Source organism: Streptomyces sp. SGAir0957 (assembly GCF_043523415.1).
Map to the genome: position 1 here is coordinate 4,336,085 of NZ_CP027293.1, position 13,063 is coordinate 4,349,147.

14 protein-coding genes and 1 riboswitch are annotated in these 13,063 nt (G+C 69.7%); of the genes, 6 read left to right on the top strand and 8 right to left on the bottom strand.

The features are described 5' to 3' along the window. Positions 1–10: 10 nt before the first annotated feature. The gene (locus tag C1N81_RS24210) at positions 11–877 is read right to left on the bottom strand and encodes a GNAT family N-acetyltransferase (RefSeq protein ID WP_394432404.1); all 867 of its coding nucleotides are present in this window, start codon (positions 875–877) and stop codon (positions 11–13) included. A gap of 309 nt (positions 878–1,186) precedes the next feature. Between C1N81_RS24210 and C1N81_RS24215 the strand changes: the two genes are divergently transcribed. Beyond that, positions 1,187–2,560, top strand: a complete 1,374-nt coding sequence (locus C1N81_RS24215; RefSeq protein ID WP_394432405.1) for a globin domain-containing protein — start codon at positions 1,187–1,189, stop codon at positions 2,558–2,560. A gap of 28 nt (positions 2,561–2,588) precedes the next feature. On the opposite strand, the gene C1N81_RS24220 is transcribed toward C1N81_RS24215, so the two are convergent. The 4 genes from C1N81_RS24220 to C1N81_RS24235 form a co-directional block, all read right to left on the bottom strand. Further along, a complete protein-coding gene (locus C1N81_RS24220) occupies positions 2,589–3,071 on the bottom strand; it encodes an NUDIX domain-containing protein (protein WP_394432407.1) in 483 nt (160 codons plus the stop codon). A 58-nt stretch (positions 3,072–3,129) separates the two neighbouring features. Next, positions 3,130–4,035 carry a LysR family transcriptional regulator gene (locus tag C1N81_RS24225; protein ID WP_394432409.1) on the bottom strand — a complete coding sequence of 302 codons (906 nt, stop codon included), beginning with the start codon at positions 4,033–4,035 and terminating at the stop codon, positions 3,130–3,132. A 198-nt stretch (positions 4,036–4,233) separates the two neighbouring features. Then, positions 4,234–4,725 carry a low molecular weight protein-tyrosine-phosphatase gene (locus C1N81_RS24230; RefSeq protein ID WP_394432411.1) on the bottom strand — a complete coding sequence of 164 codons (492 nt, stop codon included), beginning with the start codon at positions 4,723–4,725 and terminating at the stop codon, positions 4,234–4,236. Positions 4,726–4,731: 6 nt separating this feature from the next. Further along, complete coding sequence (locus tag C1N81_RS24235) at positions 4,732–5,109, bottom strand: phage holin family protein (protein WP_394432413.1); 378 nt, start codon at positions 5,107–5,109, stop codon at positions 4,732–4,734. A 90-nt stretch (positions 5,110–5,199) separates the two neighbouring features. Between C1N81_RS24235 and C1N81_RS24240 the strand changes: the two genes are divergently transcribed. The 4 genes from C1N81_RS24240 to C1N81_RS24255 all read left to right on the top strand — a co-directional run bounded on the left by C1N81_RS24240 (position 5,200) and on the right by C1N81_RS24255 (position 7,390). After that, complete coding sequence (locus tag C1N81_RS24240; protein WP_394432415.1) at positions 5,200–5,517, top strand: cupin domain-containing protein; 318 nt, start codon at positions 5,200–5,202, stop codon at positions 5,515–5,517. A 145-nt stretch (positions 5,518–5,662) separates the two neighbouring features. Further along, positions 5,663–5,875, top strand: coding sequence for a DUF5326 family protein (locus C1N81_RS24245; protein ID WP_394432417.1), 213 nt, complete (start codon positions 5,663–5,665; stop codon positions 5,873–5,875). Between the two features lie 179 nt (positions 5,876–6,054). Next, entirely contained in the window at positions 6,055–6,825 is a 771-nt protein-coding gene (locus C1N81_RS24250; protein ID WP_394432419.1) for an IclR family transcriptional regulator, read from the top strand. A 100-nt stretch (positions 6,826–6,925) separates the two neighbouring features. Continuing rightward, positions 6,926–7,390: an SsgA family sporulation/cell division regulator gene (locus C1N81_RS24255; RefSeq protein WP_394432420.1), complete on the top strand. Its 465-nt coding sequence runs from the start codon at positions 6,926–6,928 to the stop codon at positions 7,388–7,390. A 60-nt stretch (positions 7,391–7,450) separates the two neighbouring features. Here C1N81_RS24255 and C1N81_RS24260 read toward each other — a convergent pair whose 3' ends face one another. Beyond that, entirely contained in the window at positions 7,451–8,806 is a 1,356-nt protein-coding gene (locus C1N81_RS24260) for a YibE/F family protein (RefSeq protein ID WP_394432422.1), read from the bottom strand. 70 nt (positions 8,807–8,876) lie between these two features. Beyond that, positions 8,877–9,040: riboswitch (TPP riboswitch) on the top strand. On the opposite strand from C1N81_RS24260, the gene thiC reads away from it, so the two are divergent. Continuing rightward, complete coding sequence (thiC, locus tag C1N81_RS24265) at positions 9,033–10,811, top strand: phosphomethylpyrimidine synthase ThiC (protein ID WP_394432424.1); 1,779 nt, start codon at positions 9,033–9,035, stop codon at positions 10,809–10,811. (Overlaps the previous riboswitch by 8 nt.) Positions 10,812–10,876: 65 nt before the next feature. Here the strand turns inward: thiC and C1N81_RS24270 are convergent, their stop codons facing one another. Together C1N81_RS24270 and C1N81_RS24275 are read right to left on the bottom strand one after the other, a co-directional pair. Beyond that, on the bottom strand, positions 10,877–11,761 hold the full coding sequence (locus C1N81_RS24270; protein WP_394432426.1) for a hypothetical protein: 885 nt from the start codon (positions 11,759–11,761) through the stop codon (positions 10,877–10,879). A gap of 182 nt (positions 11,762–11,943) precedes the next feature. Continuing rightward, a complete protein-coding gene (locus C1N81_RS24275; protein WP_394432428.1) occupies positions 11,944–13,011 on the bottom strand; it encodes a metallophosphoesterase in 1,068 nt (355 codons plus the stop codon). Positions 13,012–13,063: the final 52 nt, after the last annotated feature.

Below are 13,063 nucleotides of genomic sequence, written 5' to 3' on the forward strand. Positions count from 1 at the left end.
GCCGCGCAGGTCAGCCCGCCGCCACCGTCAACGGGGCGAAGCGGCGGGTCCAGTCGCCCGGCAGGTCCGGGGCGCCGTGGTTCATCACGGCATTCATGCTCACACCCTCGAGACCGCGCTCCTTGAGCCAGGTCAGCAGCTCCTCGTGGCGGACATCGACATCGGTCCGCAGCGGCCGGTCCGTGTCCGCCGCGAGGGAAGCGACGAGGGCCTTCGCCGTCTCGGTGTCACGGGCGACCAGCGGGCCGATGACATGCGTATCCATGTTCGGCCAGGCCGCGGCGTACCCGATGAGCCGCCCGTGCTCCTCGGCCACGCGCAACTGGTCCGCGAAGGCCGGAAGCCGCACGAGGACGTGGGTGCGGTCGGGCCCGAACACCTCCGCGTCGAGCCGCAGGATCGCGGACAGGTCCTCCGCGGTGGCCGCGCGCGTGGCCACCGTGAGCGCCGGGCCACCGGCGACGAAGCGGCCACGCACCATCTCGGCCCGACCGGTCGCCTTGAAGCCCAGCTCCTCGTAGAGCGGCCGCCCGTACGGTGTCGCGTGCAGCGTCAGTGGGGTCGTGCCCGCCTGCTCGACGACATGGCGCATCAGACGCCGGCCGACCCCTCTGCGCGCGTACCGCTCGGCGACCAGGACCATGCCGATCGCGGCGAGTTCCGGCCGCTCCCGTGGCCCGTACTCGGTCACTACGCAGGCGGTGAGGAATCCGCCGTCGGGGGCGTCGATGCCGTAGCCGGTACCGGCGGCGAGCAGCAGCCCCCACTTGTGTTCCTCGCGGGGCCAGCCCCGGTCCTCGGAGAGGTCGGCGCAGGCGCCCACGTCACGCGGGGTGAGACGGCGGATGGGCAGGTCGGAGAGGGAAGGTGTCGACACGCTGGTCAGGCTGTCGGACGGAGCACGGTGGCGTCCACCGCTTTGGGTGCAGTGGCCCGATACTTTCGGCCACCCGGCATCAGGCCCCGCCCGGGACCAGGGTGGCCGACATGGCGCATTCAGAGCCGTCCCCGCCCAACCAGGCGGAAAGATCAAAGACCCGTACTTTTCGGTTTTCCTCCAGCGGGAGGGAAAGGAGTGGCACTCTGCCGTGTGGGCCTCTCCGTAGCGGCGTGCAGCCAGTGCTGGAGTGTGCAGTGAGACGGACGTACGCAGACCGACCCCGAGATGTTCGAGGCGAGGCACCGCATGGACGCTCCGACCACCACGCCCGCCGATTCCGGTCCGGGCGGCGGGGACGGCTGGTTCACGTCGCGCACCACGCCGGACGAGAGCACGATGCCGGACGAGCGCGCCGCTCCGGACGAGAGCACCACGCCGGACCAGCGCGCCGCTCCCGCCGACCGCGCCGCTCCAGCCGATCGCGCCGCTCCGGCTGACCGCAGCTCCCCGCCCGACCACACCTCCCCGCCCGACCGCACACCGCCGTCCCGCGCGCTCGAGAGGGCCACGCCCGACGCCGTCCTCGTGCGCCGCACGATGGACGAGGTCGGGCCGGGGGCCGCCAAACTCATCTCGTACTTCTACGCGCTGCTCTTCGTCCGCCACCCCGAGCTGCGCCCGCTCTTCCCCGTCGCGATGAACCTCCAGCGGGACCGCCTGCTCAAGGCGTTGCTGACCGCCGCCGAGCACGTCGACAACAAGCTCGTCCTCGTCCCGTACCTGAAGAACCTGGGCCGCGGCCACCGCAAGTACGGCACGCGGGCCGAGCACTACCCGGCCGTCGGCGAGTGCCTCATCGCCGCGCTCGCCCGGTACTCCGCGGCCACCTGGGACGCGGCGACCGAGGCCGCCTGGGTCCGTACGTACACGACGATCTCCCAGGTGATGATCGACGCGGCCGCCGAGGACGAGGCGAAAGCCCCCGCCTGGTGGTTCGCCGAGGTCGTCGAACACGAGCTGCGCACGTCCGACATCGCGGTCGTCACGCTGCGGCCCGACCAGCCGTACCCCTTTCTGGCGGGCCAGTACACGACGCTGGAGACGCCGTGGTGGCCGCGGATCTGGCGGAACTATTCGTTCGCCTCGGCGCCCCGCTCCGACGGTCTGCTGTCGTTCCACATACGAGCCGTCCCGGCGGGCTGGGTCTCCAACGCCCTGGTCCACCGCGCGCGCCCCGGTGACGTGCTGCGCCTCGGCCCGCCCGCCGGCTCCATGACCGTCGACCACAGCAGCGACAGCGGCCTGCTCTGCCTGGGCGGCGGCACCGGCATAGCTCCCATCAAGGCGCTCGTCGAGGACGTCGCCGAGCACGGGGAACGGCGGCCGGTCGAGGTGTTCTACGGGGCCCGCACCGATCACGACCTGTACGACATCGACACGATGCTGCGGCTCGAGGAGAGCCACCCGTGGCTTGCGGTCCGGCCGGTCGTCGACCGACGAGCCCATCGGCAACTGCCGGACGCCGTGCGGCAGTACGGCCCGTGGCACGAGTACGACGCCTATCTCTCCGGTCCGCCCGGCATGATCCGCAACGGGGTCGACGCCCTGCGCGCCCTCGGCATTCCGCGCCACCGCATCCGCCATGACGCGGTGGAGGACCTTGTCCTGACCGCGGACTGAGCCCCCTACGGGCCGTCCGAAGAGCTGGTCAGCCCAGGTCGGGCGCGTGCATCGCCCGTACGCCCTCGATGTTGCCGTCCAAGTAGTGGCGCAAGGAGAGCGGCACCAGATGGACCGAGGCGATTCCTACGCGAGTGAACGGGACGCGCACGACTTCGTACTCGCCGCACGGCTCCTCGATCTCAGGGCCGTGGCGCTGGGAGAGGTCCATCGACTCGAGTCGGCAGACGAAGAAGTGCTGGACCTTCACGCCGGTCGTCGCGGCGTCCTCGCCGATGTGCTCGACGGTGTCCACGAAGCACGGCACCACGTCGGTGACCTTCGCGCCGAGCTCTTCATGTACCTCGCGGTGCAGCGCGTCCACGACGGTCGTGTCCTCCGCTTCGACACCGCCACCCGGGGTCACCCAGTACGGATCGACGCCTGGCTTGGTCCGCTTGATCAGGACGAGGTCGTCGCCATCGAGCAGAACAGCGCGTGCGGTGCGCTTGACCACGGGTCGGACGGTCATGGGAGAAATGTGGCCCGGCCGGTTCCACGTGAAACATTCCGCATCGCGTCGTGACCGCTCATGACCAGTCGACCGCAGCGCGCAACAGCCACTCGTGCGCCCGCGCGATACGCGGTGAGGCAAGCGTGCCGGAGCGCACGACGAGGAAGTAGGTACGCAGCGGTGGCACCGGCGGATCGAGCAGCGCCACGACCTCCCCCTGCTCCAGGGCGGACGCGCACAAATAGCGCGGCAGGACCGCGAGACCGGCGCCCGTGATCACACACGCGAGGACCGCGCGGAGGTCGGGCACGACGACGGTGCCGGAGACGGCGGGGCGGGAGTCGAAGACAGTGGCCCAGTAGCGCTCGACCAGCGGAAGCGACTCATGGACCTCGACCACGGGGAAGTTCTCGAGGGAGGGCGCCGCGTCGCGGTGCAGCGTGCCGGAGCCGATCCGGGCGGCCCAGCGGGGAGCGGCGACCAGGACGTGCTCTTCGTCGCAGAGCGGAGTCGCCGTGAGCAGAGCACCGCGCGGCCGCGTCGTCGTGATGGCCAGATCATGATGTCCGGCGGCGAGGCCCTCCACGGACTCCTCGGCGGTGCCGAAGGAGGCTCGCAGGGCGATGCTTTGGCCGTTCCTCCTGGTCAGCTCCGTGAGGGCGGGCAAAGCGCGTTCCGCGGTGAACTCTGGAGGGCCCGCGACGTGCAAGGTGCGGACCTCGGACTCCTCGTCGAGCCCGATCTCGGTGATCTCCATGAGGGCGTCGAGGTGCGGGGCCGCCTTGTGGGCCAGCTCGTCGCCGATGGTCGTGGGGGTCACGCCGCGCGCCTGGCGCAGGAACAACGGGCGGCCCAGCTGGCGCTCCAGCGTGCGGATCTGCGAGGTGACCGCGGGCTGGGAGAGGCCGAGCAGGGCGGCGGCGCGGGTGAAGGAACCGGCGCGGTGGACCGTGACGAAGGTGCGCAGCAAGGCGAGGTCCATGGATACGCGCCTCCCTCCCGGCCCTGAGGACGCGCTCAACTATAAATATGCCGATGCGTCCCTGTCGCTACCGTGATTGGACACTGACAGACAGTCAACTAGCCTTGTGGGCGCGGTTCTTCGCGCGCAGAACCGGGACGGTCCGAGCCACGAGGGGGGAGGCTCGGGCCGTCTGTTGTGCGTAGCCCTCGTCATGGCTCAGGCCGCTCGGCCCTCCACCGCGTCGCGCACGGCGTCAAGCAGCCCCTCGCAGGCCGTCTCCACCATCCGCAGACAGTCCTCGAATCCGGCCGTGCCGCCGTAGTACGGGTCGGGAACGTCCAGGTCGTCACCGGCGGCGGGGTCGTAGGAGCGCAGCAGGCGGATCTTCTCCGCGTCCTGCGGGGTCGGTGCAAGGCGGCGCAGGGTGCGCAGGTGGCTCGCGTCGAGGGCGATCACGAGGTCGAGGCGCGCGAACCAGTCGGCGTCGAACTGGCGGGCCGTGTGCGCGGTGGCGTAGCCATGCTCCTCCAGGACGCGGACGGTGCGCGGGTCGGCGTTCTCGCCGACGTGCCAGCCGTCGGTTCCGGCGCTGTCGATCTCGACGGCACCGGACAGGCCGGCTTCCTCGACGCGGGTGCGGAAGACGTGTTCGGCGATGGGCGAGCGGCAGATGTTGCCCGTGCACACGAAGCAGACGCGGAAGGTCATGGCGGTTCAGTCCTTCTCGGGCAGGACGACGTTGAGCGCCCAGGAGACGATCGAGATGATGAGGCCGCCGAGGACGGCGGTCCAGAAGCCCTCGACGTGGAAGCTCAGGTCGAGCTTGTCGGCCAGCCACGAGGTGAGCAACAGCATCAGGGCGTTCACGACCAGCGTGATCAGGCCGAGGGTCAGAATGAAGAGCGGGAAGGTGAGGACCTTCACGACCGGCTTCACCAGCCAGTTGACCAGGCCGAAGAGGAGCGCCACCAGGACCAGCGTGCCGATCTTTTTGCCGGTGCTGTCCCCGGTCAGCGTGATCTTGTCGACCAGCAGCACCGCGACGGCGAGCGCCCCCGCGTTGGCGACCGTCTTGACTACGAAATTCAACATGTGTCTGATCGTGGCAGACGGGACCGGCGGTGGTGCCGGTGACGAGCGTGACAGGCGTGACGAGCACAGACGGCGAGGACGACAAGGGCGATGAAGGCATTCCGGCTGGACGAACTGGAGGCGGAGCGCGCCGCGAACGACGGCGCGTATCTGCAGTTCCTGCGCGAGCGGAACATGTCGGTCGGGCTGTACGCGCTGAACGCGGGGGACCACGACCCGCAGCAGCCGCACCAGCAGGACGAGGTCTACCTCGTGGTCAGCGGCCGCGCCTCGATCACCGTCGGCATGGAGACCACCCAGGTCGGGCGCGGCAGCGTGGTGTACGTGCCGGCGGGCGTGGCCCACAAGTTCCACCACATCAGCGAGGACCTGCGGGTCCTGGTCGTCTTCTCTCCCCCGGAGAGCTGACCCCCGACCCTGGGATTCCCTAAGGGTCGGGTCAGGGGAGGACAAGGGATCGCGGCGCCCCGCACGGGCCCCCGGCATGTCAGCATCGGGTACAGGAAGTCGGAAGAGTCCCGGCGAGGGCCTCGGGAGCGAAGGAGCGAGGGCAGTGCGAGAGATATTCGCGGGCATGCCGTGGTGGGTGAAGTGGGTCGCGGTGCCGGTCATCGCCCTGGTCGTGTTCGGCGGCCTGATCGCCAGCGTCGTCGGGTTCGTGATCGGCCTGCTCTTCAAGGTGCTGGTCTTCGCCGCCCTGGTGGGTGGACTCATCTACCTCGTGCGGAGGTTCATGGCGGGCTCGTCCTCGCGCAGCGACTGGTGAGGCCGGGCGGCGCGCGGAGCGTCGTTCGTTGCAGGGTGCGACGGTTCGCTGGACCGGGGGAAGTTTCCGTTCCGGGGCCGTATCGAGCGGTGGCCAAGGGTTAAAGTCCGGATTCCGATGCCTCCCATCCCCGCGATCCCAAGAAATGCGGGGGGACGCACGTGTACCGGGAGTGAACCTTGGCCGATCCCGCTTCAGCACCCTCGCAGACGCTCATCGGCTCCGTTCAGCGCGCCATGCGGCTGCTGGAGGCGGTCGCCGCACATGACGAGGGGGCTCCCGCCAAGCAGCTCGCCCGGGAGGCCGGAGTCGCCCTCCCCACCGCTTACCACCTGCTGCGCACGCTGACGCATGAGGGTTATCTCCGCAGGGACAGAGGCGTCTTCCTGTTCGGGGACGCGGTGGAGCGGCTGAGCAGCCGTGGAGCCCAGCAAAATCGTCGCATCATGATCACCGACGCGCTGCGCCACTGGCGGGACACGCTCGGCGTGCCCGTCTACTTCGCGCTCTACCGCGACGGCGAGATCGAGATCGTCGCCGTAGCCGACACCCCGGCCAGTCCGGCCGTCGAGGAGTGGGCCGACTTCACCGCGACCGGGCACGCCCACGCGATCGGCCAGTGCCTGCTCTCCCAGCTCGGCGAGGAGGCCCGCCGGGACCATCTCGACCGCCATCCGGCCCGCGCCCTCACTCCGTACTCGGTACGGGACGACCGGACGCTGCTGCGCAAGCTGCGGACCGTGGGTCGGATGGAGCCGCTGATCGAGCGCCAGGAGTATGCGCTGGGCACGGCCTGCGCCGCGTTCCCGGTCACCATCGGCTCGACCGCGGCGACCGTGGCCATCTCCCTTCCCGCACATCAGGCGGACCGGCTGCTGCCCCTCGCACGCCGGCTGCAGGACGAGATCGGCAACCTCGTAGGGACACTCGCCTTCTCTATCAGCATCTGAAAACTCACTCCTTGTAATTAAGTGTGTACGTTGAGCAAGATGCCAGCAGCGTCAGGAAGGTCATTCCTGGCCAATCGACGTCACATTGACGGGGTAGGCGATGCGCGAGTCGGTACAAGCAGTGCAAGCAGAGGTCATGATGAGCTTCCTCGTCTCCGAGGAGCTGTCGTTCCGCATCCCGGTGGAGCTCCGGTACGAGTCCGCCGATCCGTATGCGGTACGCCTCACGTTCCATCTCCCTGGTGACGCGCCCGTGACCTGGGCATTCGGCAGGGAGCTCCTCGTCGACGGGGTCAACGGGGCCACCGGTGACGGCGACGTCCGGATCATGCCCGTGGAGAACGCGGGAGGCGGCGCCGACGAGTTGCCGGTGGACGTGCACATCCGGCTGCAAGTGGGCGGTGATCACGCGCTGTTCCGGGCCGGGGTCGCCCCGCTCGTCGCGTTCCTCGACCGCACGGACAAGCTCGTCCCCCTCGGACAGGAACAGGCCCTGGCCGACTACGAGGCCGAACTCGACGAGGCGCTCGACCGGATTCTCGCCGAGGAGCAGAACGCGGGCTGACCCGGCAGTCGACGACGTGACGCCTGTGCGGCGCGGTGCACCCGAGCCGTTCCGCGCCGCTCAGCGCTTGCGTCGTCGGCCTCCACCACCGCGTCCCGGAGCGGTCCGCGCAGGCTTGCCGGGCATCGGACGGTCGGCCGAGACCACGAGGGCGGCCAGCGCGGTGGTCACCGGCACCGCCGCCACCAGGCCGATCGAACCGACCAGCGTGCGCACGATCTCCTCGGCCACCAGCTCGCTGTTGGCCACGTCGACCACGCTGCTCTGCGCGATCGAGAACAGCAGGAGCAGCGGCAGCGCCGCGCCCGCGTACGCCAGGACCAGGGTGTTGACGACGGACGCGATGTGGTCGCGGCCGATCCGGATGCCCGCCCGGTACAGGCCGCGCCAGCCCATCGTCGGGTTGGCCTCGTGCAGCTCCCACACCGCCGACGTCTGCGTGACCGTCACGTCGTCCAGGACCCCGAGCGAACCGATGATGACGCCCGCGAGCAGCAGACCGCTCATGTCGATGTCCGGGTAGAGCCCGTGGATCAGGCCGGTGTTGTCGTCCGTGTTGCCCGTCAGCGCGGCCCAGCCGATGAAGAGCGACCCCAACAGCCCGATGAGCAGCAGCGATACGAGGGTGCCCAGGACGGCGACCGAGGTACGGGCCGTCAGGCCATGGCACATGTAGAGCGCGATCAGCATGATCGCGCTCGCCCCGACGACCGCCACGACCAACGGGTTCGAGCCCTGGAGGATCGCCGGGAGGATGAACAGGGTCAGCACCAGGAAGCTGACCGCGAGCGCGACCAGCGCCATGACGCCGCGCATGCGGCCCACCACCACGACGACCAGGGCGAAGATCCCGGCGAGGAGCGCCATGGGGAGCTTGCGGTTCACATCGGTGACCGAGTACTGCAACTCCTTGGGAGCGTCCGGCGCGTAGGCGACGATCACCCTCTGGCCCTCGCGCAGTTGCCGTGGCGAGTCCGGCTGGATGATCTCCGTGAACGTACGGCCCGTGTCCTTGCCGGTGTCGACCCGGATCGTCGCCTTCTCACAGGTACCCGAGGACGGGTTCTGCGTCGACGTGCCCGAGGGGTCCTGGGTGGCGGAGCCCGTCGCGTTCACGGACTTGCAGTCCACCTTCTCGACCTCGGCGACCGTGGCCTGCTGCGTCTGCCGGTCGAAGCCGACGCCGGTGCGCTCGTGCTCAGGAGCGCCGCCGGGCCACAGCACCACGAGACCGACGACGACGGCCATGGAGAACGGCACCAGGATCGCCGCGATGACCTTGCGCAGATGCTGTGAGACGGGGGCGGCGGGGCCATGACTGTGAGAGTGGCCGTGCCCGCCAGGTCCGTGCCCTGATGGACCCTCTCCATGCGGAGGTTGGGGCGGCGGAGGCGGAGGCTGCTGCGTCGTGGTCACCGCCCGATCATCGCAAGAACGACAGGGGCCCTCTGTTCAACGCGTCCGAAGTGACGCTAGCGTGGAGGCACTTTGCACACGCGGGAGCTCGGAGCACCGGGCTGAGAGGGCGCTGACCTTCGTCCATGCGGTTTCACGTGAAACAGCGTGAAACGCCGCCGACGAACACCGCTGCGTCGACCGCCGAACCTGTTACCGGGTAATGCCGGCGTAGGGAGTAGGTCTCATGACCACAACGGACGCACGCACGCCTGCCTCCAACGGCTCTGAGCCGGAGGCCGGGAAGTCCATCGGCTGGCACAAGGGGTACATCCGGGGCTCGCGCCCCGACCTCAACGTGCCGGTCCGCCAGGTGCACCTCACCAACGGCCAGGCCGTCACGCTGTACGACACCTCCGGCCCGTACACCGACCCCACCGTCGACACCGACGTGCGCAGGGGGCTCGCCCCGCTCCGGGAGAACTGGATCATCGCCCGCGGTGACACCGAGGAGTACGCGGGCCGCCCCGCCCGCCCCGAGGACGACGGCATCAAGCACACCTCGCCGCGCGGCGGGCTGCGCAACCTCGACGCGGTCTTCCCAGGCCGCCCTCGTCAGCCGCGCCGCGGCAGGACCGGCGAGCCCGTGACCCAGCTCGCGTACGCCAGGCGGGGCGAGATCACCCCGGAGATGGAGTACGTGGCCATCCGGGAGAACGTCGCCCCTGAGGTCGTCCGTGACGAGATCGCGGCAGGCCGCGCGGTGCTGCCCGCCAACGTGAACCACCCGGAGATCGAGCCGATGATCATCGGCAAGCGGTTCCTGGTGAAGGTCAACGCCAACATCGGCAACTCCGCCGTCACCTCGTCCATCGAGGAGGAAGTGGAGAAGATGACGTGGGCGACCCGCTGGGGCGCCGACACCGTCATGGACCTCTCCACCGGCCGCAACATCCACACCACGCGCGAATGGGTCCTGCGCAACTCCCCCGTCCCCATCGGCACCGTGCCGCTCTACCAGGCTCTCGAAAAGGTCGACGGCAAGGCCGAGGAACTGACCTGGGAGATCTACAAGGACACCGTCATCGAGCAGGCCGAACAAGGCGTGGACTACATGACGGTCCACGCCGGAGTCCGGCTCCCGTACGTCCCGCTGACCGCCAACCGCAAGACCGGCATCGTCTCGCGCGGCGGCTCGATCATGGCCGCGTGGTGTCTCGCACACCACAGGGAGAGCTTCCTCTACGAGCACTTCGAGGAGCTCTGCGACATCCTCGCCGCGTACGACGTCACGTACTCGCTCGGCGACGGGCTGCGCCCCGGCTCGATCGCGGACGCCAACGACGAGGCTCAGTTCGCCGAGCTCAGGACACTCGGCGAACTGAACTCGATCGCCAAGCGGCACGGCGTCCAGACCATGATCGAGGGGCCGGGCCACGTCCCGATGCACAAGATCAAGGAGAACATCGACCTCCAGCAGGAGATCTGCGAGGAGGCCCCGTTCTACACGCTCGGCCCGCTGACCACGGACGTCGCTCCGGCGTATGACCACATCACGTCCGGAATCGGCGCCGCGATGATCGCCTGGTGGGGCACGGCGATGCTCTGCTACGTCACCCCCAAGGAACACCTCGGCCTGCCCAACCGCGACGACGTGAAGACCGGCGTCATCACGTACAAGATCGCGGCGCACGCGGCGGACCTCGCCAAGGGGCACCCCGGAGCGCAGGACTGGGACGACGCACTCTCGGACGCCCGCTTCGAGTTCCGGTGGGAGGACCAGTTCAATCTGGCCCTCGACCCGGACACGGCCCGCGAGTTCCACGACGAGACGCTCCCCGCCGAACCGGCGAAGACGGCGCACTTCTGCTCGATGTGCGGCCCGAAGTTCTGCTCGATGAAGATCTCGCAGGACATCCGTCGCGAGCACGGCACCACGCAGGCCGAGGTCGAGGCCGGTATGGAGCAGAAGTCGAAGGAGTTCGCCGAGGCGGGCAATCGCGTCTACCTGCCGCTCGCCAACTGACCGGCGAGCGCGGATGACGACGGGCTCGGGGCCACACCGTGCACCCCGAGCCCCTTGTCCCCGGCTCAGTCCGGCTGGTGCTCGGGGCCCCCGAAGTCCGGGCTGGAGAAGTCCGGACTGGAGAACCCGGCACGCTGCCCCGTGGCGGTACCGCCGCCGTCGGGGCTGCTGAACCCGGGCCTGTTGTAGCCGAGCTGGGGCATACGGCCGGTGGAGCCGCCGCCCCTGCCGCCGCTCAGCGAACCGCCGCCCAGGGCGGTCCGGGCCTGGGCGTCCCGCAGGAACGGCAGGATGCCCCGCTCGAGAAGCGCCTCGGCCCAGGCTTCCCTGGCGCGCGCCACCTCCTTGTTGGCTTCGCCGTGGGCGCTTGCCTGCAGCGAGGTCGACCCGTTGCGCAGGGCCGTCAGGAGCAGGCAGACCGCGGCGACGAGGATGCCCGCCGCGGTGAGCGCGCCGAAGACCCAGCCGACGGACAGCAGGGTGCCGGCGAAGTCGGGCTGCGGGTTGAGCATCTTCAGGATGTAGCCGACCAGCAGGAAGATGGCGGCCGCGGTCCCGGCGAGGACCGGGGCGAGGACGACGGCGACCGCGGCGACGCCGGGTCCCGTGGTCTCCGCGACCTCGCCCACCCTGGCGGCGAAACCGATGGAGCTGGAGCCGCCGGACTCGGCCGAGCTGGAGGAGCCTCCTTCACGTAGCGGACGGACGGGTTGCGGAGCGGCGCGCAGCTCGTCGCGGACCTTGGTGTACTGCTCGTACTCGGTGGCTGCCGCCGTGCTGATCAGTGCGGCGGCGTTCAGTGCCATGGTGCGCAGTTGTTCGGGGTTGAGCCGCTGGCCCACGGCGGCGAGATCAGGCCGGTTGGGTGCGGTACGCAGCGCCTCATCGAGGATCCGCTCGAACTCGGGGCGGTCCTCGTTCAGCAAATGCGGAGCGCTGTTCATGTGCATCCCCCGATGCTCCGTAGGGCTTGGTGGCCCGCATGGTTACGAGCCGTCGGGCAGAAACGGAGGGGAGCCTGCTACGGATAAGCCGATGGTAGAGCGGTCACAGCACGCCGTGACAGGGGGTTTTCGAAATTCAGCCGTCGGCGCGCCGGACGCTCCGTCCACGGCGCCTGCCCGGGGAACTCTCAGCCATGCATGGGGAGTTGCTGGACCAGCAGCTTTCCGGCCATCGTGACGCCGCCGTCCATGGCGATGGCGAGCCCACCCGCGTAAACATGAGGCCCCTCGACGACCGGACCGCTGTCCTCGCCGTCGGCGTCCTCGGTGCCGACCTCGCCGAGAAGGTACGGAATCGGGCTGTGGCCGTGCACGACGCGCGAGCCGCCGTAGGCGCCGAGGAGCTCGCGTACGGCGCCGGGGCCCGACTCCTCGTCGCGGAACGCGAAGCGCTTGGTCAGCTTGCGGAACACGTCCCAGCACTCGTCCGCGTCGTTGCGCGTGAGGGTCTCGCGGACCGTGTCGTTGACCGCCTCGATGGAGTCGCCGTAGTCCAGATAGGCGGTCGTGTCGGAGTGCATGAGGAGGTGGTCGTCCTCGATCTCGATCGCGTCGAGCCGGGACATCCACTGCAGATGCACGTCCTGGAGGCGGTCCATGTCGGACTTCTGTCCACCGTTGAGCAACCAGGCCGCCTGGAAGGTGGCAGTGCCCGCGCCCGAGTTGACCGGCGTGTCGCCGAACCGCTTCGCGCCGAGCAGCAGCAGCTCGTGGTTGCCCATGAGCGCCTTGCAGTAACCGCCGGCGGCGGCCGCCTCGGCGCTCAGCCGCATCACGAGGTCGATGACGCCGATGCCGTCGGGGCCGCGGTCGGTGAAGTCGCCGAGGAACCACAGGCGCGCGTTGCCCGCCACCCAGGCGCCGTCCGCGTCGACCAGGCCCTTCTCGCGGAGCGCCGCGAGCAGCTCGTCGAGGTAGCCGTGCACGTCGCCCACGACGTACAGCGGCCCCTTCTCGTCGCTCGACCGGGGCGCGGGCGCGGTGGTCTCCATCCGCACCGTGTCCCCCCGGTTGATGACGGGCAGGTCGCGCTCGGTCGGCGTGTAGCCGTCGGGGAACCGCTCCGCCTCGGGGGAGTCGGGAACAGGCTCGGTGGGCTGCACGTTCGCCGGTACGTCATGGACGTACGCGGGCACGCGGAAGTCACGCAGCGTCTCCGTGCGCGCTGCGGGTCCCTGACCGGCCCCCTGAGTCATCGACCCCTCCACCATTGCGCCGCCTGTGCACCGGATCGGACTGCCTGGTCGC